The sequence below is a fragment of the Bradyrhizobium sp. USDA 3397 genome (assembly GCF_054060965.1).
In genome coordinates, this window is the sequence record NZ_JBSSDS010000001.1 from 6,882,345 (window position 1) to 6,907,542 (window position 25,198).

The following is a 25,198-nucleotide window of genomic DNA, read 5'->3' on the forward strand; positions in this document are numbered from 1 at the left end:
CCTTCGACGGAGTAAGGGTCGGGCAGAATCGCGATGCTGGAGAACGAGCCGAGCACGAGTTTGGAAGGTGGGCTGAAGCACTGGCTCGAAAGCATCGGCCTCGGGCACTACACCGATCTTTTCGCGCAGCACCGCCTCGATCTCGACGTCATCGCGGATCTCACCGAAGCCGATCTGGTCGAGCTCGGATTGCCGCTCGGCGATCGCAAGCGGCTGCAGCGGGCGATGGCGGCGCTGTTTCAAGCGGAAACCACGGAGGCGGAGGCGCCGCGTCCGCAAATCCGGGCGGAGGTCGGAGCCGAACGGCGCCAGCTCACCACGATGTTCTGCGACATGGTGGATTCCACCTCGCTGTCCGCGCAGTTCGATCCGGAGGACGTCCGCGACATGATCGCGGATTTTCGCGAGACCTGCGTCCGGGTCGTCAAGCAATACGAGGGCTTTGCCGCCCGTTTTGTCGGCGACGGTATCCTGGTCTATTTCGGCTATCCGACCGCACATGAGGACGATGCCGAGCGCGCGGTGCGCGCCGGGCTCGAGATCGTGCGGGTGCTGTCGACGGCGCACGCGGTCGAGTCGCGCGGTGCGCTCAGCCATCCGCCCGCCGTCCGCATCGGGATCGCGACCGGGCTCGTCGTGGTCGGCGATCTGGTCGGGCAGGGCACCGAAGAACGCGACTCCGCTGTGGGCGAGACCGTCAATCTCGCCGCGCGCCTGCAAGGCCTGGCGCCGCCCAACGGCGTGGTGATCTCGGCCTCGACGCAGGCGCTGCTGAAGGGGAAGTTCGACTACCGCAATCTCGGCGTCCACGACTTGAAGGGAATCCCCGAGAAGGCCCAGGCCTGGCACGTGGTGCGCGCCTCGCGGGTGGAGACCCGGTTCGCTGCGGCGATGGGTACGCGGCTGACACCGCTCGTCAACCGCGAGGAGGAGATCGCGCTTTTGATGGGACGCTGGCAGCAGGTCAAGGACGGCGACGGCCAGGTCGTGGTCAAGTTCGGCGAGCCCGGCATCGGCAAGTCGCGCATCATCCAGGAGATCTTCGAGCGGATATCGGACGACCGCCATGGACAGGTCTCGCTGCAATGCTCACCCTACTACACCTCCACCGCGTTCCATCCCTTCGTCGCGCAGCTCAAATTCTCCCTCGGTCTCGATCGCGAGGATTCGTCCGCGCTGTCGTTGGCGAGCCTGGAGAACGCGATCGCGGCTGCTCATGGCGACGTCGAGCAGGTCACCCCGCTGTTTGCCGCGCTGCTGTCGATACCGACCGAGGACCGCTATCCGCCGCTCGAGCTGTCGCCGCAGCAGCAGAAGGATGCGACCGTCGTGGCGCTGGTCAACCATTTCCTCGGCCTTGCGCGCGAGATGCCGCTGGTGATCGCGTTCGAGGATTTGCATTGGATCGACCCGACCTCCCGCGAGGTGGTCGACCTCCTGGTCGATCGGGTGCAGAACCAGCCGATCCTGGCGATCATCACCGCGCGCTCGGAATTCCAGCCGAGCTGGAACGCGCATTCGCACATCACGACCCTGGTCCTGAACCGCTTGAGCCGGCAGTTGCGCACGACGCTGGTCGAGCGCGTCGCGGGACGCGAGCTGCCCAAGGAGGTTGTCGAGGAGATCATCGTCAAGACCGACGGCGTGCCGCTGTTCCTGGAAGAGCTGACCAAGACGGTTCTGGAGTCCAATCTGCTGACCGAGCGGCACGGGCGCTACGTGCTGTCCGGACCGTGGCGGCAGCTCGCAATCCCGGCCACCCTGACCGACTCGCTGATGGCGCGGCTCGATCGGATGGGACCCTTCAAGCGCATCGCGCAGATCGGCGCCACGATCGGCCGCGAGTTCTCCTACGAGACGCTGCATGCCGTCGCCAATACGCCGGCCGAGCAGATCGAGGCGGCGCTCAGTCATCTGCAGGAGGCCGGGCTGATCATGCGCCGCGGCCATCCGCCGGATGCGCTGTACTCCTTCAAGCACGTGATGATCCAGAACGCCGCGCATGCGAGCCTGTTGCACAGCGAGCGGCGCAAGCTGCATGCGCGGATCGCCCAGGTGCTCGCCGAGATGTATCCGGAGAGGACCGAGCGCGAACCGGAGCTGCTCGCCCATCATTTGACCGAATCCGGCCAGAGCGAGGGCGCCGCCAGCTTCTGGCTCAAGGCCGGCAAGCAGGCGGCCAAGACAGGGGCCAATCTGGAGGCGATCGGCCACCTGCGCCGCGGCCTTAACGTCGTGCAGGCCAATGCGCGCATGCAGGGCGCCGACGAGATGGAGCTCAAGCTGCGCATCGCGCTCGGCAACGCGCTGATCGCCGCCAAGGGCTACGCGGTGCAGGAGGTCGAGGAGAACTACATCCGCGCGCTGGAGCTCGGCCGTCAGCTCGATGACGACGAAAAGGTCTTCGCTGCGACGCGCGGGCTCTGGGTGTGCCATTTCATCCGCGCCGATCTCACCCGCGCGCACGATCTCAGCGTCGAGCTGTTGAAGTTTGCCAAGCGCGAGCGGCTGAACGAGCGGACGCAGCCGGCGCAGCAGACCGGCTATCTGATCGAGGCGCACCGCGCGATCGCGATGACCATGCTCTATCGCGGCCGCTTCGCAGCCTCGCAGCACCATTTGCACCGCTGCATCAACCTGTTCAGCCCCGATCTGCACTCCGACCTGATGGAACGGCACGGCATCGATCCCGGTGTCGTTTCGCTGTCTTATCTCGGTTACCTCCTGTGGTTCCTCGGCCGGCCCGACGCGGCGCGCCAGCACAGCGAGCAGGCGATCGCGAACGCCGAGAAGATCCGTCATCCTTTCACGCTCGCCTTCGCGCTGGTGTTCGGCGCCTATCTCCGCCAGCATTTGCGCGACGTCGAAGGCACGCGCGACTACGCCAACCGCGCCATGATCATTGCCACCGAGCACAATTTCCTGCACTGGAAGCAGCAGGCGGCGATCCTGCGGGGCTGGGCGCTGGCTCAGCTCGGCGAAGCGGACGAAGGGCTCGCCCAGATGCGCTTCGGCCTCGACGAGTACGAGGCGATGGATTCCTGGCTCGCCGGCTGCTGGTTCCGCTGTCTGCTCGCGGAAACCTACGCCAAGGTCGGGATGCGCGACGCCGCCTTGCGCGCGCTGGATGGTGCGCTTGCGACTGCAAGGCGGACCGGCGATCACTTCTATCTCGCCGAGGTCTATCGCCTGCAAGGCGAGATCACGCTGGCGGGTGGCGACCCGGCGTCGGTACAGGAGGCGGAGGACCTGTTCGGCCTTTCGCTGGAGACCGCGCGCAAACAGGGTGCGCTGTCCTGGGAGCTTCGCACCGCCCTCGGCCTCGCGCGCCTGTCGCAACAGGCCGGCAAGCGCGACGACGCAAGACTCTTGCTCATGCCGATCGTCGGCAAATTCAGCGAGGGCTTTTACACGCCGGACCTGAAGCAGGCGTTGCAGCTCGTCGACGAACTCGGCATGGACGCGCCGGTGCGCGAGCAGGCCGGTCTGTGACATGAGCGAGCTTGCCGCCGCGCGGGCGCACTACGTGGAGTTGATCGCCAGGCGCGAGCGGATTGCCTCGAAGCGTCTGCTCGCCGCGCTCGCCGCCGTTCCGCGCGAGAAATTTCTGCCAAGGGGGCCCTGGCGCATCAAAGGCGAGGCAGCGCGCAGCTACCGGCTGACGCCCGACGCCGATCCCGTTCATCTCTACGACAACGTGCTGGTCGCCATCGATGCACGCCGCAAGCTCGACACCGGCCTGCCGAGCCTGTGGGCGCATTTGATCGACATTCTCGACGTCAAGCGGGCAGACCGTGTCGTGCAGATCGGCTGCGGCCTCGGCTATTTCTCGGCGGTGCTGTCGATGATGGTCGGCAAGAAGGGCCGCGTCCATGCGATCGAATGCGACGAGCGGCTCGCCGCCCGGGCGTCGAGCTATTTGCGCGGCTATGGCAATGTCACGGTCGTCCACGGCGATGGATGCAAGGACGTGGGCGAGCCCGCCGATGTGATCATCGTCCACGCCGGCTTCCCGCACCCGCACCCGCTCTGGCTGCGGTCGCTCCGTCCGCGCGGCCGTCTTCTGGTGCCGCTGACCCAGCGCGACCGCGAAGGCGCCGCCCTCAAGATCACGCGGAGGGCCAGGGTATTCGAGGCAGAGGCGATCCAGCAGATCCGGATCTTCCCCGGCCGGGGCCGCGGCGTGACCGCCCTCGACGACCGCGTCGCCGACTGGTGGCAGCGCGCCTCAGCCCTGGCACCGCTCCGCTTTCGCGAGCTGGAGCAGGGGCTGCCGTCGGATGGCTAACACTTCGTTTCGCTTTACCTTGATTTCGATCGTGAGTTTCCGGCATCTCGCATTGCCGCTATCAGTGCGGGTCTGATGGCCATTTGAGCGTGCTCCATGCATTCCGTTGCCCTGCTGACTGCCAGCTACGCCAAGGATATCGAACGCTTTTCGCTGCTTAGCGAGAGCATCGACACCTGGCTGTCAGGATACACGCGCCATTATGTGCTCGTTAACGATGAGGACGTGCCGCTGTTCGCGCGCTTCGCGTCCGACAAGCGGGTCATCGTTCCGGCCTCGCGCTATCTGCCAAAATGGCTGTTCGCGCTGCCGCCGGCGCTCCAGTTCGGCAGCCGGCGCGTCTGGCTGTCGCTGCTGTCCTCGCCCGTGCACGGCTGGCACATCCAGCAGATCCTGAAGATCGCCGGCGTCCTCAACGCGCCCGAGCAGCGCGTCTGCATCCTGGATTCGGACAATCTGTTCTTCCGCGAATTCGACGTCGGCCGCTATGCCGGCGCCGAGACGACGCCGCTGTTCGTCACGCGCAAAGCGATCGCCGCCGACCACCCGTTGCACGGCCTGTGGCTGCGCACCGTCGACCAGCTTCTCGGCATCAAGGAGCGCGCGTTCCCGGCGGACGATTATGTCGGCAACGCGCTGGTGTGGGACAGGGACACTGCGCGTGCGATGACGGACGCGATCAAGTCGGCGACCGGCCTGAGCTGGGCGCTGGCGCTGTGCCGGAAGAAGAAGTTTTCGGAGTATCTGCTTTACGGAAACTTCGTCGCGACCTCGCCGGAACACCTGGCGCGACATCGGCTCACCGAAGACAGCATCGCGGTTTCGCACTGGGACGACACGCCGCTCGACCGCCCGGCCATCGAAGCGATGATGCGCACGGCCTCGCCCGAGCAGGTCGCGCTTTGCATTCAGTCCTATTCGTCGACGTCGATCGCCGACATCCGCGACGTGTTCCGCCTCTCCTCGCGCGAACGGCGCGCGCCGAGCCTGGCCCCCGAACACATCGGCGATGTGGCCGCGTTCGAGACGCCGAAGACGCGCTGATTTCTAAGCGTCCTTCGTGAACTTGCTGATGACGTCCATGAACGGCTTCGGCTTGAACTCGCCGTCGAGCGGCAGCGGACGGTTCGGCTGCTTGTCCTTGCGGGCGAAGGTGCCGTTGATCCAGCTGTAACGGTCCGAGATGCCCCAGGTCAGGATCGAGCGCACCGGGCCGCTCGCGGCAACGGCCGTCAGCAGGTCGTCGACGCGCTTGGCGACGACGGCGTCGCGCTCCGCAGGACTGCCCGCCAGCTTCTGGTCGTCGACGTCGAGCTCGGTGATGAGCACCTCGAGCCCCCAGGAGCGCAGCTCGGTGACGAACTCGGCGAGCCCGTGCGTGTCGATCTCGAGCTCGGCGTGAAGATGCGCCTGCAGCCCGACGGCGTGGAGCGGAACGCCCTGATCGAGCAGGTCCATGATGAGGGTGCGGTAGGCGGCCCGCTTGGCGATGAAGGAATCTTTCGCCGATTCGATGTCATATTCGTTGATCGCGAGCTTGACGAAGGGGTCGGCCGCGGCCGCCGTGCGGAACGCCAGCGGAATCCAGCGATCGCCGAGATGTTGCGTCCAGAAGGTGTCGCGCCGGTCCTTCGGGCTGTGCGGATTGTCGGGGATCGGCTCGTTGACGACATCCCACGACGTCAGCTTGTCCTTGTAGTAGGAAACGACGGTGCCGATGTGGTCGAGATACGCGCGTTCGACGCCCTTGCTGCCCTTGATCTGCTTGGTCCAGTCCGGAATGTCGTGATACCAGGCGAGTGCGTGGCCGCGCATGGTCAGATCGTTGTCGCGCGCGAAATCCAGGATCGCGTCGGCGCGCTCGAAGGCGAACGTATGGGCGTCCGGCCGCAGCATCGGCCATTTCAGCTCGAGCACCGGCACCACCTGCGTGCAATAGGTGCTGATGGCCTCGCCGAGCCGCGGATCGGCTTGCAGGTCCCAGAGCGTGGCGGCTGCGCCGTAGCCCGGGCGGCGTTGGGCGCGTTTCGAGGCCGGCACCGCGGACGCCGATGCGCCTGCCGCAAGCGTGGCGGTACAGCCGAGCAGGAATTCGCGTCGGTCGAGCCCGGTCACGCGTGCCGCTGCATCGCGGCTTCCGCGATTTCGTAATAGTGAAGCGCGCCCTTCTCGAGCGTCAGGTGGTCCAGCACATAATCGCGCGGCGCGAAGCCTCCTGCGTCGACCTGCGACCAGAAACGACCCCAGCCCTCCGCGAAGCTGCCCGCATCAGTGAAGGTCATGCCGCAGCGCGCGTCGAAATAGGGCACCGAGGACACGTTGCCCTCGTATCGCACCTTGTCCGGGAAATATTTCGGATCCTGCCAGGGGCCGCCGCGATCCCAGGCGAAGACGGGCACGCCGCTCGACAGTGCTTGCTGGCAGGCGATGCCCTGGCTCTCGTGCTCGCAGAGGAAGATCATGCTGCGGCAGCGAGCCAGCGCGGTCTTGTAATCCTCTTCTTTGTAGTGGCCGTAGCGGATCGTTTCGACCGTGCGGCCGCTGGCTTCGAGAAGCTTTCGGATCGGCTCGATCAGCTCCGGCTGGTACCGGTCGTAATCCCAGCGCACCTTGTCGTAGAGCAGCACGTCGACCTTCTTCTGCGCAGCCGGCGTGGGGATCCACAGATCCGTCTCGATGCCGACGGGCCAAGCACCGACATGGGGCCAGTGCGGACGAAACATGTCGGCATACCAGGCGCAGGGCAACAGCACCCGCCTCACGTCGAGGTCGTTCAGAGTTTCCGGTGCGTCGATCGGATGGTCATACATGGCGACGCCAAGCAGCAGCGGATTCTTCCACTTGAACCAATCAAGCACGAACGGCCGGCCTATGATGCAGGCCAGTTCCTCCGGATGCTTCCGAATGTAGCGATAATCGTTGACGCGGTAGCGAATGCCGAGCCGATCAAGGCCTGCGCACAGATTGAGCAGAACGCGCCGCTGTCCGCTGATGAAGGACTTGCCCATCAACAACCGGCGCAGCAGCGGCCGAAGGTGACGGTCGCCGGGAAACCAGCGGTCGTCTCGTTCCTCGAAGAAGAGGTTGAGAACCATCCTGTCGCGACCTTTCGCGCCGGGATACGCGGGAACCGCGGGAGCAGTGGCGGTTCGACGCGGGAGGGAGGTCGATCTCGCCCGTGTTCGTTCGACAACGTCCATGTCAGTCACATCAGTGCGTCGGAGGAGTCGGGCGACGGTTCGCTATCAATACTTCTTTTCTGTGATCGCGCCCGCTCCTTCAAGAACAGGGCAAATTTAACGCTAACGCGCGATAACCGCGCGCTCGCTCCTTTAGCGATCCGATTTGCAGGGTTATCCGGCTATCCTTGACCCGTCCTTGACCTATCCTTGGCAATGCCAGCGGCGAGCCCGATTGTCGCACCCGATCGTCTTAACGACCCGTTAATCCTGATGGCTGCCCACGGTCCCGTGCTCGCATGCTGAACCGCCATTTCTCGATCTATCTCGTCGCCTACATCCTGCCTGCGGCGGTGGGCTTCTTCGCCGTCACGGCCTATACGCGGCTCTTGAGCCCGGCGGAGTACGGCGTCTATGTCGTCGGCATCAGCCTTGCCGGGATTCTGGGCGCGATCTTCTTCGCCTGGATCAAGCTGTCGGTGTCGCGCTATCAGGCGATGTCGGCGGAGGTCGATTTTCGTGGCACGGCAATCGTCGCCTTCGCGCTCACAGCCGCGGTGCTCTGCGCCACCACTCCGCTGGTCGTCCTGGTCCGCAGCGATCTCAGCGTCGAACTGCTGCTCGCCAGCATGTTCGTCGCGATCATGGCCAATGCGGTCGATGTCGGCCAGGAGTTCGAGCGCGCCAAATTGCGCCCCTACCGTTTCGCGGCGATCTCGATCGTGCGCAGCGTCTCCACCGTCGGCTTCGGTCTTCTCGGCATCTGGTTGGGCTGGGGCGGATTGGGGCTGCTCGCCGCTTTCGGCCTGGGGTCACTCGCCGGCATCATCCTGAACCTCGTCGGCGACCGCACCGGGATCGCGCGCTTCCAGCGCGGCCAGTTCATGCAGCTGGCGCGCTACGGCCTGCCGCTGACGCTGGCGGGATTGTCCGTGGCGGTCTATTCGGCCTGCGACCGCCTCATTGTCGCTTATCTGCTCGGCAAGGATGCTGCCGGCATCTTCGGCGTTGCCGCCGATCTGCCGCGCCAGTTCATGGTGATGATCGCATCCAGCGTCGCCGCGGCGACCGTGCCGCTGGTGTTCCGGTCATTGTCTGAGACCAACGGCGAGACGACGCGGGAGCGGCTGACGGAAAGCCTCGAGCTGCTGCTCGTCGTGGTGGCGCCCGTTGCGGTCTGGCTTGCGCTCGCGGCGGACCAGGTGGCCGGAACGCTCGTCGGGATCGACTTCCGCGCCGGCGTCTCGGCCCTGTTACCGACGCTGGTGCTTGCGCGGCTTTTCGGCATCGCCAATCAGTTCTACGTGCAGATCAGCTTCCAGCTCGCCGAGCGGCCGTTCATGCTGGCGGCGCAATCTTTCCTCACGCTGGTGATCAGCGTGATCCTGATGTTCGCGCTGATCGGCGGCTACGGCCTTTACGGCGCGGCGCTGGCGACCTTGGCGACCGAGGCGATCGGCTTCCTCGTCGCACTCGTCCTGATGTATCGGGCCCATCCGGTCCCGTTCGAGCTCAATCGCCTCGCCGGCGTCGCTGCCTCCGCGGCCGCGATGGCCGCCGCGATCCTGATTGCGCGGGCGCAAGTGGGCGGCACCGGCCTCGTGCCGCTCGTCATCGTTAGCCTCGCCGGCGGCCTTGCCTATGCCGCCGCGGCCTGGCTGCTGAATGTTGCGAACGTGCGCACCTTGTCGCTGCGTGTGCTGCGAACGTTGAACCGCAAGGCGTTGGGCGTCTAGTCGCGCTTCCGTGGGCGCGTCTCCGGCGGCTCTCCCGGACATTCTGCCGCAGTGGCCGAGACCAGCTTCGGGCCAGCCCGGCTGACGGCCGCCTTCCGCCTGCGCAAGGCGTCGTATATGAGAGATTTGTCGCCGCAACGTGCCGAATCTCGCCACAGAGGGAACGTAAGGCGACTGCAATTTCTTAATGCAACGATTCCAATCTGACACGTGAGCGATACCAGCCGACTGGCAGCTCGACCGAGGATGGCATGAAAAACCGATCGACGACGGCGCAATCCATCAGGGCGGTGGGGCGCCGGGGGCCTGCCGGAATCATGGCGCTCGTGGCGGCGGCGACCCTTGCGGCGGCCACCCCGGCGATTGCGGCTAAGCAGCAGCGCCAGGTGGCTGAGGCAGTCGCGCCGCGGGCGGCCGGCGATCCGGTCATGGCGATCGTGTCGATCAAGAGCCAGCAGGTCACGTTCTACGATGCCGATGGCTGGATCGTGCGCGCGCCGGTATCGACCGGCACCACCGGACGCGAGACGCCGGCCGGCGTCTTTGCCATCCTCGAGAAGAACCGGGAGCATCGCTCGAGCCTTTATGACGATGCCTGGATGCCGCACATGCAGCGCATTACCTGGAACGGCATCGCCCTGCATGGCGGACCGCTGCCCGGCTATGCCGCCTCGCACGGCTGTGTGCGAATGCCGTTCGGCTTCGCCGAGAATGTGTTCGACAAGACCTATATCGGGATGCGCGTGATCGTCTCGCCGCATGACACGGTCCCGACGGAATTCTCTCATCCCTCGCTGTTCGTGCCAAAGCCGGAGGCCATCGCGGCCGTGCCCGGCCGGGCCGACAAGCTCTCCGCCGAGGCGGAGGAAGCCACAAGGGCGGCCGACGAGGCCAAGAAGGCTGCGTCCGTCGCCGCGAAGGAGGCCTCCGCGCTGCCGGCCGCGCTGCGCAAGCTGGAACAGCAGAAGACCCGCGCCGATGCCGAGCTCGCCTTCGCCGACAAAATGCTCGCAAATGCCAAGACGGATCAGGCCCGCGCCAAGGCCGAGGAGCTGAAGCAGAAGGCAGCAACCAAGGCTGCCGACGCGGCGACGCAGCTCGAGGCCGCCAGGGCCGCCGCGCAGCCGAAGCGCGATGCGGTGGCTGCGACCAAGGAAGCCGCGAAGACCGCTGCGGCCAGAAAGACCGAGGCCGTGAAGGCGGCGACCGACGCGAAGCTCGCGGGCGAGCCGGTCTCTGTCTACATCAGCCGGGCGACGCAGAAGCTCTATGTGCGGCGGAACACGCACAAGCCGGCGCCCGACGGCGGCGGCGAGGTCTTCGACACCAGCATCGAGGTCCCCGTCACGATCCGCAATCCCGAGCAGCCGATCGGCACGCATATCTTCACGGCGATGGCGAAGACCGCGACGGGGCTGCGCTGGAGCGTTGTCACGATCGAGAACGGCGATGAGGCCCGCAACGCGCTCGACCGCATCACCATCCCGCAGGACGTATGGGACCGCATCGGGCCGACCGCGTTGCCGCGTTCCTCGATCGTCATCTCGGACGAGCCGCTGAGCAGCGAGACCAATTACCGGACCGAGTTCGTCGCGGTCCTGAGCAACGAGCCGCAAGGCGGCTTCATCACGCGCAAGCCGACCGCGCCCGCCATGGTCGCCAGCGACGACGGCTGGGACAACGGCTTCGGCTTCTTCTACCGCGATCCCTACGTCCAGCCGGCCAACCCGCGCCGGCGCAGCCAGTATCAGTACTATCAGCCGGCGCAGCCGTTCCAGCGCGGCTTCTGGTAAAGGACGCGCCGCCTCGGCCAACGCCCCTGCTACGGGCGGGCCTCGATCACGATCGCCTGGATCTTGCCCTCCACCGGACCGGATCCATGGCGGGCCCGGATTGCCTCCGCAACCGTATCGGTCGCAGCCTGAAGCTTGCCGGCATCCCGTGCCTCGATCTCGCTGCGCAGTGGCGTGCCCTGGCAGAGCGCAATGGCGACATCTTCGGCTGAAGGCGCGCGGCTGATTTCGGATCGGGTTTCGATCGAGATGTCGCGGAAGCCAGCTCGTTCGAGATCGCTCCTGATGACGGCCTTGTCGTGATAGCCGTGCGGCGTCCGGACCATGAAACGCGGCGGATCATTGGGAAACAGCTTCTCGAGCGCGACCGTTGCTTCATGCGTGAGTGCATTCTCCTCGATGCGATCCCAAACGTTGAACACGAACGTGCCGTCCGGCTTCAGGACGCGCCTGACCTCGCCATAGGCCTTGATGCGGTTCGGAAAGAACATCGCGCCGAACTGGCAGCAGACCACGTCGAACTCGGCGTCGCCGAAGGGCAGGGCCATTGCGTCCGCCTGACGCCAGGTGATGCGATCGTCATTCGCCTGGCGCTGCGCTGCGACCGCGAGCATCGGTTCGTTGAGGTCCGTTGCAAGGTATCGAACGCCGCGCGGCAGCGCCGCCGCCACGGCCCGCGTCACCGCACCGGTGCCCGCTGCGATCTCGAGCAATACAGCGGGAGAGCGTGCGGCAACGCGCCTTGCGATGTCCTCCGCATAGACGGCGAAGATCATCGGGACCAGATACTCGTCGTAGATTTTCGGAATCGAGCCGGCGAAGACCTTGTCAGTGTCGGGCATGCTAGCCTCGCTGAAGGTTCGGACACGAGGCCACGTTACCATGGTTTCCCGCAAGAGCCAGCAACGGCGTACATTGCGGGCAATCGGTTCTACGATCTCCCGCCGCCGACCTCGCGGATCGGCCGCGTGCCGTCCCAGTTCATCGCGGCCTGCCGCACCTTTTCGAAGAACGGTCCCTTGGTGCCGCTGATATCGGAGATCTCGATCACCGTGCCCGGATGCGCCTGCGTGTCGAAATAGGCAAAGCGTCCCTTCTCGCCGCCGATCTGGCCCTCATGGCCGAGCCTGTAGCCGAGCCCGAGCGCCTTGTCGTAGAGCGCCTGATAGTCGTGGCTCCAGTACGACATATGCTGGAGGCCTTCGTGCCCGGCATCGAGAAATTCCTTGTAGAGCGAGGGCGCGTCGTTGCGCTGCTGGATCAGCTCGATCTGGAGATCGCCGGAATTCGCCAGCGCAATGCTCATCTCGACGGCCGAATCCCGGCCGCGATGGCGGAACCAGTCGGTCTTGACCCGGTCCATGTAGTACCAGGGCCCGACGCCCATCACCTCGATCCAGTGCTTCATCGCGGCGTGGATGTCCCGCACCACATATCCGTTCTGGCGCACCGCGCCGAAGATGCGGCTCATGCCCGCGCTCCCCTCGTCACGTCGATCACTTGACCTCGATGCCCGCGTCCTTGGCAACCTGCTTCCAGGCCGTGATGTCGCGCGCGTTGATGTCGCGTTGCTCCTCGCCGGGCACGAATTGCGGCGTGATGCCGAGCGCCAGCAGCTTCTGCTTCACGACGTCATCGCCAAGGGCCTCCTTCAGCGCCGCCGACAGCTTCTGCGCGATCGGCGGCGCCACGCCGGCGGGCGCATACATCGCCCAGGAGAGGCTGCGGTCGAACGCCACACCCTGCTCCTTGTAGCTGGCGACGTCAGGCAGGCTCGGCGACCGCTCGCCGCAGGCGGCCAGCGCCTTGATCGAGCCCTCCTTCACCAGCGGCGTTGCGGTGGCGACGTCGAGCGTCGCGAGCGAAATGTGGCGGCCGAGCAAATCGCCGGCCAGCTTTGCGATGCCGTTGAACGGCACGTGGTCCATCCTGATGCCGGTCTGCTGCATCAGGATTTCCGCGCAGAATTGCCCGGTCGAGCCGACGCCCCAGCTGCCGTATTGGATCGGCTCGCCCTTCTTGGCCAGCGCGACCAGATCCTTGATGTCATTGGCGGCAAAGTCCTTGGTGGCCACCAGCATGATGGCGGAGACGCCGACGCGCCCGATGGTCGTGAAATTCTTGATCGGATCGTAGGGCAGTTTTGGATAGATCGCGGGCGCCAGCACATGCGTGGTCATGCCGCCGACGGTGATGGTGTAGCCGTCATTCGCGGAAGTCGCGACCATCTGCGTGCCGATCGTGCCGGCGGCGCCGGTGTGGTTCTCGATATAGATGCTCTGCCCGAGCGTCTTGCCCATCCTCTCCGCAAGCAGCCGGCCGACCACGTCGCCACCGCCGCCGGCCGCATAAGGCAACAGCATCCTGATCTTGCGGGTGGGGTAGGCGGCAGCATCCTCGGCGCGGGCGGACGCCCCCGCAGACAGGATCAGCAGCAATGATGTGACGATGCGAAGCGCTGCGATGGTTGGCGCGGGCAAAAGGCGAGCGTGGCTTGCCATGGCGTTCTTCCCCCAATTGCTCTCCGCTTATCGAGCGGAGTTGAAACGAACGATCGTTCGTGCGGTTGACTAGCGAACGAGCGTTCGTTAGTCAAGTATCATGGCTGTCCATACCTCCAGCGCGGCGGCAGCGGCTGCGCCCACGACGCGCGAGCGCATCCTCACCGAAGCGCTCAATTTGTTCGCGCAGAGCGGCTATGGCGGCGCCTCGATGCGCGAGCTCGCGCGCCGCGTCGGCATCCGCGAGAGCAGCCTCTACAATCATTTCCCCGGCAAGGCGGCGATCCTCGAGGCGATCGTTAGCGAGCATGGCCCGGCCAGCTCGGCGAGCCGGCTGGAGGAGCCGCGCTACAAGCAGCTGGCGCGGCAGCCGGCGGAGTTCTGCCGGCAGTTCGCGCTCGACCTCGTCGAGCAATGGTCCGATCCGCGCGAGCACCAGTTCCAGAAGGTCATCACCGCCGAGCGCAACCGCGTGCCCGGCATCCGCGCCAAGTTCGCCGATCATTTCTACGCGCGCGAGCAGAGGCTGATGACGGATTATTTCCGCGGCTTCGCGCTCGCCGGCCTGATCTCGACACCCGACCCGCGCGAGACCGCGCGGCTGTTCGCCGCCGGTCTGATCTACATCCGCCTCGAGCATTACGTGATGGGCGCGGTGCCGTCGCCGCGGCCGAAGGTGATCGAGGCGATCGACCGCTACCTTGCCTTCTTCCTGTCGCTGGTCGCGGCAGGCGGTGACGCCGACAACAAGAAACGAAAGCCCAAGGGAGAAACGCGTGGCAAGGCTGCCCCTGATTGATCCGGAAACGACGAGCGGCGACATCCGCGCCTCGTTCGACCGCATGCCGGTCAAGCTCAACATCTTCCGCATGATGGCCCACGCCGAGGCCAACATGATTCCGGCGATGCGGCTCGGCAATTCCATCCTGCACAAGCAGAAGCTCAGCGCGGTCAACCGCGAGCTTCTGATCCTCCAATCCGCCCAGCTCGAAGGCGGCGCCTATGAATGGCGCCAGCACGTGCCGATCGCGCTCGGCGTCGGCTGCACGCAAGCGCAGATCGATGCGGTCGAGCGCAAGCACTACGACGCTGCCGGCCTGAGCGAGGCCGAGCGCGCGCTGCTGAAATTTGGCCGCGAGGTGGTCGAGAACGTCCGCGTGGCGGAAGCGACTTTCGCGGCCGTGCGAAAGCATTTCAGCGACCAGGAGATCGTCGAGGCTATCGTCGCGCTCGGCTTCTACATGATGATGGCGCGCCTGACCGAAGCAACGGAAACCGATCTCGATCCCGCGGCCGGCATGCAGGTCTATGACGGCGGCAAGAAGCCAGGCGGCTGAGATGGCGGACACCGAAGGCAAGCCGGAGCGCTATGTCCGTCCGCCCAGCGCGGAATCATCCGGCGAAGCGCCGGGCAGGGGGCGCCTCAAAGGGCGCCGCATCCTGATCGTCGGCGGCGGCCAACGCGTGTTCGACGCAGCGAGCGATCCAATCGGCAACGGCCGTGCCATGAGCATCCTGTGCGCCCGCGAGGGCGCCAAGGTCGCGGTCGCCGATCTCAACCGCAGCTCCGCCGAAGAGACGGTGAAGCGCATCACGGATGAAGGCGGCGAGGGTTTTGCCATCGCGGCCGACGTCACCTCAGAGGCCGACGTCGTCCGCATGATCGACGAGGCGCACCGCGCCATGGGCGGGCTCGACGGCATGGTGCTGAACATCGGCACCTTCGGCAAGGTCGGGCTCGATGCCGTCAGCCCCGAGGAGTGGAACAAGATCTACGACGTCAATGTCCGCGGCCCCATGCTGTGCTGTCGCGCCGCGATGCCCAGGTTCGACGATGGCGGCGCCATCGTCTTCATCTCCTCCATCGCGGCGCTGAAGGCGGGCTCGCAGATGGCGGTGTACGATTCCTCGAAAGCCGCGCTCGGCGGCCTGATGCGCAACATCGCCCATCTCGGAGCGCGCCGCGGCATCCGCGCCAACCTCGTCTATCCCGGCCTCGTCGACACCCCCAACGGCCGCGAAGCCGGCGCCGGGCGCCCCAGCCGTCGCAAGGGCCACATCCCCTTTGGCCGTCAGGCGACGGCCTGGGAGATCGCCTATGCCGTGCTGTTCTTCCTCTCCGACGAAAGCGTCTACGTCACCGCACAAACACTCGCGGTCGATAGCGGCTTGAGCGGGATGTAAGTGCTCTTTTGTAGCCCGGATGGAGCGCAAGCGTAATCCGGGACCGATGCCTCACCGTGCAACCTGCCCCGGATTGCGCTGCGCTCCATCCGGGCTACGGATGCGACAGATCAGATGATCGAGCGAGATGTGCCCCGGCCCGTAAGCCATGAGGGCAAGCGCCATCGCCGCCCAGGTGAGATGGATCGGCCAGCCGTCGGGCACCGTGAGCTCGACGATCACTGTCATCATCAGCAATCCGAGCGCTGCGAACCGCGTGCCCAGCCCCAGCACCAGCAGGATCGGCAACATGATCTCGCCGGAGCCCGAGAGAAAGGCCATCACCGTCGGGGCCGGAAAGTGATAGGGACCGCCGGGCAGATGCAGCATGAATTCGTCGCTGAACAGCGTTACTGCCGTGTCGTTGAGCCTGAGGAAGCCGTCCCATTTGAGCAGGCCCGAGCGCCAGAACGGCACGGCGAGCGCGAGGCGCAGCACCAGCTGGACCAGCGATGGCACCGCGAGCGCCTGCACCAGATGATTGGCTCTGTCGACGATTGCTCCGGGCGACGGCAGGCCGCTGGCGGGCGTCATGGGTTGCTCCGTGATCATGATGGGTCGCCGCAACAGGGCGAGGTGAAGGCACCGGCTTCGATCAGCCCGGCAATGTTCGCGGCGATGTCGAATTCGCTCGCCGCCTCCAGCGCCGCCGCCGCGGCTTCGCCGAGCGGGCGGCCCGACATGAGATGGTGGGCGAAGACCGCGCCGCCGGGTGGAAGGCGGCGCACGGCGACGTCGAATTCGCCTCGCGTGATCAGGGCATCTTCCGGCGTCGAGGCGTCGATCCGCATGACCGGTGCGTCGTCGCGGTTAGCCGTAAAGATCGTCACGGCAGCATAGTCCGAACGCAGGCATCGCGCGGCCGGGTGCGGAATGAAAACCAGATCAGCCAGGCGGTCGGGTGTCACCGCCGAGAGCCGGGCCGGCGACAGCGGGACGGCGTCGGCGGCGTGATAGGCATCGAGCCAGGCCCGCTCGAGACGCGCGACGTCGGCGAGCCAGGGCATATCTTGCGCATGCTCGTAAGCTTCGATGAACTCCGGGAAATCGCGGCCGTATTCGAACAGCAGCGGCGATGTCGGCGGCTTGCTGCGCACATGCAAGCGCGCCATCGCGCGGAAGAAGTCTATGCCGGTGATGCGCTGCACCGCCGGATAGATCGCGGCGAGCGCGTCGATCAGGCTGACCGTGACGTTGTTGCGGTAGACGTCGTAGCGCCGGCCGGCGGCCTTGCCGTTCGGGCCGGTCACGAGCTCAGGCGTGCTGCGCGCCGGATCCAGCAGCGCCGGCGCGAACGATGCGGCAAAGCACAGACCTGGTTCAGGCGGCATGACGCTCTCCTGCCGGCACGGCGGACTGATGGCGGTCGAGGATCGCCTGGGCGGCAGCAGCTTCCGCTTGCAGCACCGGCCAGTCCGGAATCTTGCTGTCCCATTCGATCAGCGTCGGCACCGACCCGCGGCGGCGGATCACGATCTCGTAGAGCTTCCAGACGGCATCGGTCACCGGGCCGTCATGGCTGTCGATCAACAGCAGGTCACCTTCGTCGTCGGCCTGCTCCGCATGCCCGGCGAGATGAATTTCCTCGACGCGCGACAGCGGGAAATCAGCGAGGTAGTCGAGCGCCGAATATCCATGGTTGGCCGCGGAGACGAACACGTTGTTGACGTCGAGCAGCAGGCCGCAGCCGGTGCGCTCCGCAACGGCGCGGATGAATTCGGTCTCGCGCATGGAGGATTCGTGGAAGGCGAGATAGGTCGACGGGTTTTCCAACAGCAGCGGTCGCCGGATCGCCTCCTGAACCTGATCGATGTGATCGCAGACGCAAGCCAGCGTCGCCGCGGTATAGGGCAGGGGCAACAGATCGTTGAAGAAGCTGGTCTCGTGCGTCGACCAGGCGAGATGCTCGGAGACCAGGGCCGGCTGATAGCGCGCGACCAGGCCGCGGAAGCGCGCCAGATGCGCCTTGTCGAGCGGCCGGGGCCCGCCGATCGACATGCAGACGCCGTGCAGCGAGAGCGGATGATCGCGGCGGATCGCCTCCAGTGCGCGATGCGGCGGCCCGCCGGCGCCCATGTAGTTCTCGGCGTGGACCTCGAAGAAGCCCCGCCGATTCTTTGCCTCGAGGATTGCCGGGAGGTGCTCGGGCTTGAAGCTCGTCCCGGCAACGCCGCCGATCGGCGTTGCGAAGCGGAGCGGCAGTGCTGGTGGCGGGGCCGGCTTGATTGTGCTCATCGTGCTGCTCCGTTCGCGCTTGCCGTTGCGCCGGCCGTCAGATCGGCTTCAGCGAACCCTTCTTGCCGCCCGGCAGCTCGATGCTGGTGCAGGTGCCACCCTTGACGAATTTCCAGGCATTACCCTGGTAGTCCACGGTCGAGGTGCCCTGGCAGGTGGTGCCCGGTCCCGCCGCGCAATCGTTCTGGCCTTTCAGTGCGACGCCGAAGCACTTCTCTTTCTTGGCGGCGACGGCGGCATCGGCTTCGGCCTTGCTCAGAGGGGCGGCGGAGGCAAGGGTCGCGAGGGCGGTCGACACCGCACCGGCGAGGACCAGGGAGGTGACGGTATGTTTGGCAGACATCGAGGTTCTCCTGTTCGAGGTGGCATCGCCTGGGATGCGCGCATGGTCTCCTTCGCTGCGCGCGCCGCCCGCGTTACGGCGGGCTGCTCACGAATACGTGAGACCGGTTGGATCGGGCGCACGGGCGGTGCGCTTGGACGGGATTAGCGGGCAAGTGGGTGCCCAAATCCAATGCCTTGGCGCTATCGACACGTTAGAGCGAGAGCATTGGATGCCTCCTACCAAGGTTGGCAGAGGTAACGGACGGCAGGACATCTGCGTAGCGATCACAAGAGTCGTACCCAGCCAAAGGCGGATACAACCATGAACGTCGATCCCGGACGCCAGCTTCGTGCGCTTGCAGGGCTGACGGTCAGCATCCGTCTTGCGGTGTCCGCGCTCGTCCTGGCCGCGATCCTGCTGACCGCGGCGCTCTCCAGCCTGCTCTGGTGGCGCACGGCGGAGGGCGCAAGCCGGCAGCTTGCCTCGACCATCAACGAGCAGATCGTGGCGGCGGTGCGCAAGGAGGTCTCGGCCATCGTCGACGAGGCGCGCGCCGCCCACACCGCGATCCGCACGCTGTTCCTCCAGAACGTGCTCGACACCCGCGAGGCCGACAAGCGCGAGTTCGTCTTTCTCTCGCAATTGCAATCGCAGGCGACGATTTCCTGGGTCGCGTTCGGCTGGCCGGACGGCTCCTTCTTCGCCGCGCACAAGCTCGGCGATCGTCGTCTGGAGATGATGGAGATCTCGCTGACGGATCATCCGGGCCAGCGCCGGGTCGACGAATACGACGTGGTGCCCGGCGACATCGAATTCGCCAACCGCCGCTTCGAGCCGACCGATTTCCGCGTCGCCGATCAGGCCTGGTTCAAGGCCGGCCTCGGCGCGGACGACCCGCAATGGTTCAGGGTCATGGACCACGCGACCGGCGAGCGGCCATCGATCGCCTTCGCCGGACCGATCGACGTCTATCAGGAGCGGCAAGGCGTGCTTGCCGTCATCATCGAATATACCAGGCTCGCGCGCTTCCTGTCGCAGCTGGAGGTCGGGCGCACGGGCACCGCCTTCATCGTCGATGGCAGCGGTGAGCTCGTCGCAGCGCCGGACAAGGACGCCGACGAGCTCCATCCGGCCCGCGGCGACACCGCGCTGCTGCCGCTGGCGCGCACAGCGCTCGACCAGGCGGGGGAAGGCGGCCGCAAGGAGGCCTGGCGAAGTCGGCTCACCTCGGGCGGTGCGGCCTATGAGGTCGCGCTGACGCCGCTGCCGTTTCCCGGCTGGTCGCTCGCGACCGTGATCCCCGAGGCCGAATTTCTCGGACCGGTCGAGACGACATTGCATCGCCTGATCCTCGGCCTCGCCATCGGCGCGGTGCTCGCGGCGCTGGCCTCGGCGATGATGGCGCGGTCCGTCATTGCGGCGCCGCTGTCGCGCGTGGTCGGCGAACTGCGCCATGTCGAAGCCTTCGCGCTGGAGCAGGTCCGTCGCCATCCATCGCGGCTCAAGGAGATTGCAAGCCTATCGGGCGCAATCGCGGAGATGGCGTCCGGCCTGTCCGCATTCCGCAAGTTCATCCCGGCCGATCTCGTCCGCGGCCTGCTGCGCCAGGGCGTCGAGGCGAAGCCCGGCGGCAGCGTGCAGGAGCTCAGCGTGATGTTCATCGACATTGCCGGCTTCACCGGATTGTCGGAGCGGCTCGGCGATCGCGTCGTGCCGCTGCTGTCGCGCTATCTGGACCTCACCTCGGAGATCATCGTCGCCAATGGCGGCACGATCGACAAGTTCATCGGCGATGCCGTGATGGCGTTCTGGGGTGCGCCGCAGCCGCAAGGCGATCACGCCGCGCGATGCTGCCGCGCCGCGCTCGCCTGCCGCCGGGCGCTCGACGAGTCGGGCCTGGTCGACGATCTCGGTCAGCCGCTCCAGATCCGCATCGGCATCAATTCCGGCCGCATGCTGGTCGGCAATATCGGCTCGGAGCTGCGGCTGAACTACACCGTGATCGGCGATGCCGTGAACGTTGCGAGCCGGCTCGAAGGCGCTAACAAATCCTACGGCACGCAGATCCTGATCGGCGCGGCGACCGAATGTCTGGCGCACGGTGCCGTCGTCACGCGCGAGGTCGACAGCATCGCGGTCTACGGACGCGAGGAGGGACTCTCCGTTCACGAGCTGATCGGGATGGTGAACGAGATGGCGGTTGGCAGCACCGGCTGGATCGCCGATTACGAGCGCGGCCTCGCCGCCTATCGCGCCCGCCGCTTTGCCGATGCGCTCGCCGATTTCGAGGCGGTGCTGAAGCAGCGCGGCGACGATCGCCCGGCCGAGCTGATGCGCGACCGCTGCCGTCGGCTCGCTGCAGCTGCGCCCGACGTCAGCTGGCGGCCTGTGGCGGCATTGGCGTCGAAATAGCCGCGCGGATTCCGCGGGCGTCATGCGCGCGTCCGCGCATTCCGCAGGCCGAACCCTTGAGCTAGCCGGGGGCCTATTGTAAGGGATCGCCTGGGTCTGCAGTTCACCCAGGCGTCAGCGTCCCGCGAAGCTTCTGCGTCATCTCAAGGCCGGCGCACCCGGAAGCGTGGAAGGCGCAACATGACCGCAAATCCGGACGCATTGCCGCTCGCCGGGCCTGCTCCGGTCTCGGTGCAGACCTCCCGCGGGATCATCCAATGCTCGGTCGCAGGCGAGGGGCCTGCGATCCTCGCCATCCATGGTGGCATGGGCGGCCACGACCAATCGTGGCTGCTCGCGCGTGCACTCACTTCGACGCTCGGCGACAAGCGGGTTCTTGCCGTGTCTCGTCCGGGCTATCTCGGCTCGCGCCTGGAGCTGGGCGCCTCGCCCGATGACCAGGCTGATCTCTATCGCGATCTGCTCGACGCGCTCGGGATTTCCAGCGCGGCCGTCGTCGCGGTCTCGGCCGGCGGCCCTTCGGCGCTGCAATTTGCCGCGCGGCATCCCTCGCGCTGCCGCGCGTTGGTGCTGGTGTCGGCCTGCACGGGACGACTGCAAACGCCGCCGGACATCGCCGCGCGCCTGCGCATGATGCGCCATCTTGCGCGTCTTCCCGGATTGCCAGGGGTCCTGAAGTGGCGGGCTGAACGCAATCCGCAAGCTGGTGCGCGCCGCGCGATTCCCGATGACGCAATGCGCGAGCGAACCTTGCGCCATCCCGAGGCAGGCCTCTTATTGCGCACCTTGCAGGCGAGCGTGTTCGAGCATCTAGCCGCCAGGATCCCCGGGACCGTCAACGACATCGCGCAATTTGCCGCGCTCGAGCGGTTGCCCGCAGGAACGGTCTCGGCGCCTGCTCTCGTCGTGCACGGACGCGCCGATGATGTGGTGGCGTTCTCGCATGCCGAGAACGTCTGCCGGGCAATCCCGCAGGCGAAGCTGCTGGCGCTCCCCGATGGCGGTCACGTCTCGCTGTTCACGCATCTGGACACGGTGCGCAAGGAGGCCGAGCCGTTCCTGGATCCGCACCCTCATCGCATTGGGGATCTCCATGAAGACCACGCTGCTCAATCCTGAAAACTACACCCGCTCGCCGTGGAAGAACGGCGGCGGCGTCTTCACCGACATCGCCGACGCGCACCGGGCCGATGCGCCGCGCAAGGACTGGGACAGCCTGCTCTGGCGCTTTGCGTCGACGCCGATTTTTGCGCCCGGTCCCTTCTCCCACATGCCCGGCATCGACCGCTTGCAGATGGTCGTCGAAGGGCGCGGGCTGGTGCTGAAGTCGCCGACGCAGGAATTCGACGAGCGTGAACCTTTTACGACGGTGCGTTTCACCGGCGAGCTCGAGATCGTGACCGAGCTCGCGGCCGGTCCCGTCGAGGTCGTGAACCTCATGGCGCGGCGCGGTGCGGCCGAGATCGATCTCCTCGCACTGAAGCAGCCCGGCGATCACCGGCACCTCGCCGCCGGCACGCATCTGGTCTACGCCCCGCGGGGCGAATGCCGCATCCGCCTCGACAATGAGGAATTTGCGATTCCCCGCACCGGCACGCTGAAGCTCGAGCTGGCGGGGCCGTCGCAGCTTGCGCTCGTCGCGGGTCTGGCGGTGCTGGGGTCGATCCGGCTTCTGGTCTAGAACCTCGGACCGATGCGCACAATCCATGCAACTGGCCAGGTTGACGCCGCCCGGCCGGCACACGATATCTGCTTCGCTAAAGATGTCAGCTCGAGGGGCAGAATATGAACGCGCCAGACACATACGCCCCCACGCAGGCCGACGGCGTCATCGACTGGCTGACCAACGGCACGCGCGACGAGCGCTTCATCGACAACATCTTCGCGCAAATGTGCATCCGCCTGCAGCAGGCGGGCATCCCGCTCAAGCGATCGACGCTTCACGTGATGATCCATCATCCGCAATGGCTGGGGGCCCGCATGATGTGGTCCGACGGCAAGCGCGAGGCGGAGATCACGCTGGCCGACTATGACGTTCGCGAGCGGTCCGAATATATCGGCAGCTCCGCCAACGAGATCCATGACGGTGCCGACGAGGTCCGCGAAAAGCTCGAACAGGATTCCTCGCTCGGTCGCAAGCATGCTCTCTATGACGACATGCGCTCGCTGGGCATGACCGATTATGTGGCCTGGCCGCTGCTGCACACGCTCGGCAAGCGCCACGTCGTCACATTTGCCACTGATCGTCCCGGCGGTTTCGACGACGCGCATGTCGCCGGTCTGAAGAAGCTGTTGCCGGTGCTGGCGCTGGTCAGCGAGATTCGCATCAAGAATCGCCTGGCGCGCACGCTGCTCGAGACCTATGTCGGCTCCCATGCCGGCGAGCTGATCCTGGCCGGCGCCACAAGGCGCGGCACCGGCACGACGGTGCGCGCCGCGATCATGATCTGCGACCTCAGGGACTTCACCAAGATCTCCGACAACTGGCCGCGCGATGACGTCATCGACCTTCTCAACGACTATTTCGACGCAATGTCGGAGCCGATCGCGCGGCACGGCGGCGAGATCCTGAAATTCATCGGTGACGGGCTGCTCGCCATCTTCCCGCTGCATCAGCCGAACGCCTGCGCCAATCTTCTGCACGCGGTGGCAGAGGCGAGGGGAGCCATGGCCGCGCTCAACGATCGGAACAGCGCGACCGGCCGCGCGCCGCTGAACTACGGCATCGGCGTCCACGTCGGCGATGTCATGTACGGCAATATCGGATCGGCCCAGCGGCTGGATTTCACGGTGATCGGCCCGGCCGTCAACATGGCCTCCCGCCTGGAGGCGCTGACCAAGACGCTCGGCAGGAACGTGCTGTTGTCACGCGATTTCGCCGAGCTTGTCGAAAAGGAGTTCGCATTGGAGCATGTCGGCCGGCACGAGGTCCGCGGCTTCAACGCCCCGATCGAGCTGTATGCCTATCCGGCTCGCGCTATTTCCGGTTAGTTCCGGGAGCGTTCGGCAGGGCCTGCTGGCCGCCCTGGGTCTGCCTGGCCGGATCGTTGTCGCCCGGCCTCATCGTTGACGACTTCGCCGGTGCACTGGCGCCGCCGCTGTTGGCGTCCGACGACGTATTGAGGCTGGAGGCGCCCGCGCCGGTCGTGCCGCCGGTGCCGGTCGAATTGATGCCGGAGCCCGTCCTCGACGGCCCCGCGCCGCTTTGCGCGAAGGCGTAAGGAGACGAGGCGAGCGCCGCGATGAGCCCTGCTATGACGAGTGCTTTCATGTCCGCTCCTGTGCTCGGCCTAGTGCATGATCCGGAAAAGTGCGCAGCGGTTTTCCGAAAAGATCATGCTCAAACAATAACCTAGAGCGCGATGACGGTTCATCCTGATCGCATCGCTCTCTAGGCGGCCTCGGCCCGGCATCCGGGGGCGGGGCTTGAGCCGAGGCCGCCATTTGCCGGAATGGTGAGACGCCGGCGAAAGGCCAATGCGCGGGAACGCGCGGTCGTTCCAATTCCTGCCGGCGGTCGCAACCCCGCTGAACTACGCCGACCAGCGATCCTGCTCTTCCTGGTGGGCGTGCTCGTTCAGCCGGTCGGCGATCTCGTCCGCAATCTGCTCGGTCTCGGCCGAGCCCACCGGCTCGCCCTTGTGGGTCTTCAGCTTGTCCTTGTCGACTTCGATCGGAAAATCGTCGGGTGTCAGTCCGGTCGTCTTGTTCATAGTGCGCCTCACTGTCTCCAGTTGGAGAAAACACACGTGAAGGGCCGATCGTTGCTACGAAGATGAAGCCGCTGGACGAGGCGGCGTCAGGCGCCGCCGACTGCCCGCGTGATGGTGCCGCTCCCGCCGCAGGTGGCGCAAGGCGCGCCGTCGATGCGTCCCTTGCCGTGACAATCGGGACAGACGTCGTCGCCGGTGCCCTTGGTTCCGGGCGGGGCTTCGTCACCGGGATTGAGCGCTGCTTGCGTCGGAATCTTTGCGTCTTGCGCGTGGGCAGCCTTGGTCTTGGTCATCTGCGCCTCCTCGACAACACCGCAACGCGCCTTGCCGCAGAAAGTGCCAATCGGAGTTCGCAGCGCAGTCAACGGAACCGCGCTGCTGATCTCGCTACTTCTCGACTGCGCCCGTCCAGTCCTTGAAGCCGCCGACGTTGTAGACGTTCTCGTAACCCATATCCTTCAAGAGCTTACCGGCCAGCGCCGACCTGCCGCCGGATGCGCAATAGAGGATGACGGTCTTGCTCTTGTCGAACGCCTTGTCGTGATAGGGCGACTCCGGGTCGGCGCGAAACTCCAGCATCCCGCGCGAGACATTCACGGCGCCGGCGATCTTGCCGCTGGCGGCGACTTCCGGCGCATCGCGAACGTCCACGACTAGCGTGTTGCCCTGGTTGATCATCTCGGCCGCCTGCTCCGAGGTGATCTTCGGGACCGCCGCGTTCGCAGCTTCCAGCATTTGCTTGACACTCGTTGCCATGGGTTCTCTCCGGGTCTTCATCTGCCGCCCCACAAGA

General features: G+C 66.0%; 25 protein-coding genes. 12 read left to right on the forward strand and 13 right to left on the reverse strand.

The features are described 5' to 3' along the window. The first annotated feature begins 33 nt into the window (after positions 1-33). The 3 genes from ACVWYQ_RS31805 (at position 34) to ACVWYQ_RS31815 (ending at position 5,332) form a co-directional block, all read left to right on the forward strand. A complete protein-coding gene (locus ACVWYQ_RS31805) occupies positions 34-3,492 on the forward strand; it encodes an ATP-binding protein (RefSeq protein ID WP_404543677.1) in 3,459 nt (1,152 codons plus the stop codon). Position 3,493: 1 nt separating this feature from the next. Next, entirely contained in the window at positions 3,494-4,288 is a 795-nt protein-coding gene (locus ACVWYQ_RS31810) for a protein-L-isoaspartate O-methyltransferase family protein (protein ID WP_271538748.1), read from the forward strand. Between the two features lie 96 nt (positions 4,289-4,384). Next, complete coding sequence (locus ACVWYQ_RS31815) at positions 4,385-5,332, forward strand: DUF6492 family protein (RefSeq protein WP_404543674.1); 948 nt, start codon at positions 4,385-4,387, stop codon at positions 5,330-5,332. A gap of 3 nt (positions 5,333-5,335) precedes the next feature. On the opposite strand, the gene ACVWYQ_RS31820 is transcribed toward ACVWYQ_RS31815, so the two are convergent. After that, the gene (locus ACVWYQ_RS31820) at positions 5,336-6,403 is read right to left on the reverse strand and encodes an endo-1,4-beta-xylanase (RefSeq protein ID WP_456726822.1); all 1,068 of its coding nucleotides are present in this window, start codon (positions 6,401-6,403) and stop codon (positions 5,336-5,338) included. After that, complete coding sequence (locus tag ACVWYQ_RS31825) at positions 6,400-7,488, reverse strand: glycosyltransferase family 1 protein (RefSeq protein WP_404543672.1); 1,089 nt, start codon at positions 7,486-7,488, stop codon at positions 6,400-6,402. Before ACVWYQ_RS31825 ends, ACVWYQ_RS31820 begins: the two co-directional genes overlap by 4 nt. Before the next feature lie 278 nt (positions 7,489-7,766). Here ACVWYQ_RS31825 and ACVWYQ_RS31830 point away from each other — a divergent pair, with 278 nt between their 5' ends. After that, positions 7,767-9,203, forward strand: a complete 1,437-nt coding sequence (locus ACVWYQ_RS31830; RefSeq protein WP_404543669.1) for a lipopolysaccharide biosynthesis protein — start codon at positions 7,767-7,769, stop codon at positions 9,201-9,203. 251 nt (positions 9,204-9,454) lie between these two features. Next, entirely contained in the window at positions 9,455-10,996 is a 1,542-nt protein-coding gene (locus ACVWYQ_RS31835) for a L,D-transpeptidase (protein WP_404543667.1), read from the forward strand. Positions 10,997-11,025: 29 nt separating this feature from the next. Here the strand turns inward: ACVWYQ_RS31835 and ACVWYQ_RS31840 are convergent, their stop codons facing one another. The 3 genes from ACVWYQ_RS31840 to ACVWYQ_RS31850 all read right to left on the reverse strand — a co-directional run bounded on the left by ACVWYQ_RS31840 (position 11,026) and on the right by ACVWYQ_RS31850 (position 13,497). Then, positions 11,026-11,838: a class I SAM-dependent methyltransferase gene (locus ACVWYQ_RS31840; protein WP_271538735.1), complete on the reverse strand. Its 813-nt coding sequence runs from the start codon at positions 11,836-11,838 to the stop codon at positions 11,026-11,028. A gap of 89 nt (positions 11,839-11,927) precedes the next feature. Further along, complete coding sequence (locus ACVWYQ_RS31845) at positions 11,928-12,467, reverse strand: VOC family protein (RefSeq protein ID WP_271538733.1); 540 nt, start codon at positions 12,465-12,467, stop codon at positions 11,928-11,930. A gap of 25 nt (positions 12,468-12,492) precedes the next feature. Then, complete coding sequence (locus tag ACVWYQ_RS31850; RefSeq protein WP_404543663.1) at positions 12,493-13,497, reverse strand: Bug family tripartite tricarboxylate transporter substrate binding protein; 1,005 nt, start codon at positions 13,495-13,497, stop codon at positions 12,493-12,495. A gap of 100 nt (positions 13,498-13,597) precedes the next feature. Between ACVWYQ_RS31850 and ACVWYQ_RS31855 the strand changes: the two genes are divergently transcribed. The 3 genes from ACVWYQ_RS31855 to ACVWYQ_RS31865 are packed head-to-tail and all read left to right on the forward strand — an operon-like array spanning position 13,598 to position 15,681. Beyond that, a complete protein-coding gene (locus ACVWYQ_RS31855) occupies positions 13,598-14,296 on the forward strand; it encodes a TetR/AcrR family transcriptional regulator (RefSeq protein ID WP_404543661.1) in 699 nt (232 codons plus the stop codon). Further along, positions 14,274-14,834, forward strand: a complete 561-nt coding sequence (locus ACVWYQ_RS31860) for a carboxymuconolactone decarboxylase family protein (RefSeq protein ID WP_271538727.1) — start codon at positions 14,274-14,276, stop codon at positions 14,832-14,834. Before ACVWYQ_RS31855 ends, ACVWYQ_RS31860 begins: the two co-directional genes overlap by 23 nt. Before the next feature lies 1 nt (position 14,835). Then, positions 14,836-15,681, forward strand: a complete 846-nt coding sequence (locus ACVWYQ_RS31865; protein ID WP_456726823.1) for an SDR family NAD(P)-dependent oxidoreductase — start codon at positions 14,836-14,838, stop codon at positions 15,679-15,681. Positions 15,682-15,732: 51 nt separating this feature from the next. Here the strand turns inward: ACVWYQ_RS31865 and ACVWYQ_RS31870 are convergent, their stop codons facing one another. Genes ACVWYQ_RS31870 through ACVWYQ_RS31885 form a run of 4 tightly spaced genes read right to left on the reverse strand, consistent with a single transcriptional unit; the run spans position 15,733 to position 18,298 of the window. Then, positions 15,733-16,272, reverse strand: coding sequence for a DoxX family protein (locus ACVWYQ_RS31870; RefSeq protein WP_157285245.1), 540 nt, complete (start codon positions 16,270-16,272; stop codon positions 15,733-15,735). Beyond that, positions 16,269-17,051 carry an HvfC/BufC N-terminal domain-containing protein gene (locus ACVWYQ_RS31875; RefSeq protein ID WP_456726824.1) on the reverse strand — a complete coding sequence of 261 codons (783 nt, stop codon included), beginning with the start codon at positions 17,049-17,051 and terminating at the stop codon, positions 16,269-16,271. The genes ACVWYQ_RS31870 and ACVWYQ_RS31875 overlap by 4 nt, the downstream gene beginning before the upstream one ends. Beyond that, a complete protein-coding gene (gene bufB, locus ACVWYQ_RS31880) occupies positions 17,041-17,955 on the reverse strand; it encodes an MNIO family bufferin maturase (RefSeq protein ID WP_271538720.1) in 915 nt (304 codons plus the stop codon). Before bufB ends, ACVWYQ_RS31875 begins: the two co-directional genes overlap by 11 nt. A 37-nt stretch (positions 17,956-17,992) precedes the next feature. Further along, the gene (locus tag ACVWYQ_RS31885) at positions 17,993-18,298 is read right to left on the reverse strand and encodes a BufA1 family periplasmic bufferin-type metallophore (RefSeq protein ID WP_036026732.1); all 306 of its coding nucleotides are present in this window, start codon (positions 18,296-18,298) and stop codon (positions 17,993-17,995) included. 303 nt (positions 18,299-18,601) lie between these two features. Between ACVWYQ_RS31885 and ACVWYQ_RS31890 the strand changes: the two genes are divergently transcribed. From ACVWYQ_RS31890 to ACVWYQ_RS31905, 4 genes are all read left to right on the forward strand, one after another. After that, a complete protein-coding gene (locus ACVWYQ_RS31890) occupies positions 18,602-20,692 on the forward strand; it encodes an adenylate/guanylate cyclase domain-containing protein (protein ID WP_271538717.1) in 2,091 nt (696 codons plus the stop codon). 180 nt (positions 20,693-20,872) lie between these two features. Beyond that, positions 20,873-21,811 carry an alpha/beta fold hydrolase gene (locus ACVWYQ_RS31895; protein WP_271538715.1) on the forward strand — a complete coding sequence of 313 codons (939 nt, stop codon included), beginning with the start codon at positions 20,873-20,875 and terminating at the stop codon, positions 21,809-21,811. Next, a complete protein-coding gene (locus ACVWYQ_RS31900; protein ID WP_404543649.1) occupies positions 21,786-22,373 on the forward strand; it encodes a HutD/Ves family protein in 588 nt (195 codons plus the stop codon). The genes ACVWYQ_RS31895 and ACVWYQ_RS31900 overlap by 26 nt, the downstream gene beginning before the upstream one ends. Positions 22,374-22,477: 104 nt before the next feature. Continuing rightward, a complete protein-coding gene (locus ACVWYQ_RS31905) occupies positions 22,478-23,683 on the forward strand; it encodes an adenylate/guanylate cyclase domain-containing protein (RefSeq protein ID WP_271538713.1) in 1,206 nt (401 codons plus the stop codon). On the opposite strand, the gene ACVWYQ_RS31910 is transcribed toward ACVWYQ_RS31905, so the two are convergent. The 4 genes from ACVWYQ_RS31910 to ACVWYQ_RS31925 all read right to left on the reverse strand — a co-directional run bounded on the left by ACVWYQ_RS31910 (position 23,670) and on the right by ACVWYQ_RS31925 (position 25,161). Next, positions 23,670-23,963, reverse strand: a complete 294-nt coding sequence (locus tag ACVWYQ_RS31910) for a hypothetical protein (RefSeq protein ID WP_128262803.1) — start codon at positions 23,961-23,963, stop codon at positions 23,670-23,672. The two genes, ACVWYQ_RS31905 and ACVWYQ_RS31910, sit on opposite strands and share 14 nt — an antisense overlap. A 262-nt stretch (positions 23,964-24,225) precedes the next feature. Then, positions 24,226-24,405 (reverse strand): hypothetical protein, encoded by a 180-nt coding sequence (locus ACVWYQ_RS31915; RefSeq protein ID WP_271538709.1) that lies wholly within the window; start codon positions 24,403-24,405, stop codon positions 24,226-24,228. A gap of 86 nt (positions 24,406-24,491) precedes the next feature. Next, positions 24,492-24,698 (reverse strand): hypothetical protein, encoded by a 207-nt coding sequence (locus ACVWYQ_RS31920; RefSeq protein WP_050991724.1) that lies wholly within the window; start codon positions 24,696-24,698, stop codon positions 24,492-24,494. Between the two features lie 94 nt (positions 24,699-24,792). Further along, complete coding sequence (locus tag ACVWYQ_RS31925) at positions 24,793-25,161, reverse strand: rhodanese-like domain-containing protein (RefSeq protein ID WP_157285238.1); 369 nt, start codon at positions 25,159-25,161, stop codon at positions 24,793-24,795. Positions 25,162-25,198: the final 37 nt, after the last annotated feature.

Coding starts and splice junctions, on each gene's coding strand:
- ACVWYQ_RS31805 (WP_404543677.1), top strand. CDS start 34: ATGCTGGAGAACGAGCCGAGCACGAGTTTGGAAGGTGGGCTGAAGCAC.
- ACVWYQ_RS31810 (WP_271538748.1), top strand. CDS start 3,494: ATGAGCGAGCTTGCCGCCGCGCGGGCGCACTACGTGGAGTTGATCGCC.
- ACVWYQ_RS31815 (WP_404543674.1), top strand. CDS start 4,385: ATGCATTCCGTTGCCCTGCTGACTGCCAGCTACGCCAAGGATATCGAA.
- ACVWYQ_RS31825 (WP_404543672.1), bottom strand. CDS start 7,488: ATGGACGTTGTCGAACGAACACGGGCGAGATCGACCTCCCTCCCGCGT.
- ACVWYQ_RS31830 (WP_404543669.1), top strand. CDS start 7,767: ATGCTGAACCGCCATTTCTCGATCTATCTCGTCGCCTACATCCTGCCT.
- ACVWYQ_RS31835 (WP_404543667.1), top strand. CDS start 9,455: ATGAAAAACCGATCGACGACGGCGCAATCCATCAGGGCGGTGGGGCGC.
- ACVWYQ_RS31840 (WP_271538735.1), bottom strand. CDS start 11,838: ATGCCCGACACTGACAAGGTCTTCGCCGGCTCGATTCCGAAAATCTAC.
- ACVWYQ_RS31845 (WP_271538733.1), bottom strand. CDS start 12,467: ATGAGCCGCATCTTCGGCGCGGTGCGCCAGAACGGATATGTGGTGCGG.
- ACVWYQ_RS31850 (WP_404543663.1), bottom strand. CDS start 13,497: ATGGCAAGCCACGCTCGCCTTTTGCCCGCGCCAACCATCGCAGCGCTT.
- ACVWYQ_RS31855 (WP_404543661.1), top strand. CDS start 13,598: ATGGCTGTCCATACCTCCAGCGCGGCGGCAGCGGCTGCGCCCACGACG.
- ACVWYQ_RS31865 (WP_456726823.1), top strand. CDS start 14,836: ATGGCGGACACCGAAGGCAAGCCGGAGCGCTATGTCCGTCCGCCCAGC.
- ACVWYQ_RS31870 (WP_157285245.1), bottom strand. CDS start 16,272: ATGATCACGGAGCAACCCATGACGCCCGCCAGCGGCCTGCCGTCGCCC.
- ACVWYQ_RS31875 (WP_456726824.1), bottom strand. CDS start 17,051: ATGCCGCCTGAACCAGGTCTGTGCTTTGCCGCATCGTTCGCGCCGGCG.
- bufB (WP_271538720.1), bottom strand. CDS start 17,955: ATGAGCACAATCAAGCCGGCCCCGCCACCAGCACTGCCGCTCCGCTTC.
- ACVWYQ_RS31885 (WP_036026732.1), bottom strand. CDS start 18,298: ATGTCTGCCAAACATACCGTCACCTCCCTGGTCCTCGCCGGTGCGGTG.
- ACVWYQ_RS31890 (WP_271538717.1), top strand. CDS start 18,602: ATGAACGTCGATCCCGGACGCCAGCTTCGTGCGCTTGCAGGGCTGACG.
- ACVWYQ_RS31895 (WP_271538715.1), top strand. CDS start 20,873: ATGACCGCAAATCCGGACGCATTGCCGCTCGCCGGGCCTGCTCCGGTC.
- ACVWYQ_RS31900 (WP_404543649.1), top strand. CDS start 21,786: ATGAAGACCACGCTGCTCAATCCTGAAAACTACACCCGCTCGCCGTGG.
- ACVWYQ_RS31905 (WP_271538713.1), top strand. CDS start 22,478: ATGAACGCGCCAGACACATACGCCCCCACGCAGGCCGACGGCGTCATC.
- ACVWYQ_RS31910 (WP_128262803.1), bottom strand. CDS start 23,963: ATGAAAGCACTCGTCATAGCAGGGCTCATCGCGGCGCTCGCCTCGTCT.
- ACVWYQ_RS31915 (WP_271538709.1), bottom strand. CDS start 24,405: ATGAACAAGACGACCGGACTGACACCCGACGATTTTCCGATCGAAGTC.
- ACVWYQ_RS31920 (WP_050991724.1), bottom strand. CDS start 24,698: ATGACCAAGACCAAGGCTGCCCACGCGCAAGACGCAAAGATTCCGACG.
- ACVWYQ_RS31925 (WP_157285238.1), bottom strand. CDS start 25,161: ATGGCAACGAGTGTCAAGCAAATGCTGGAAGCTGCGAACGCGGCGGTC.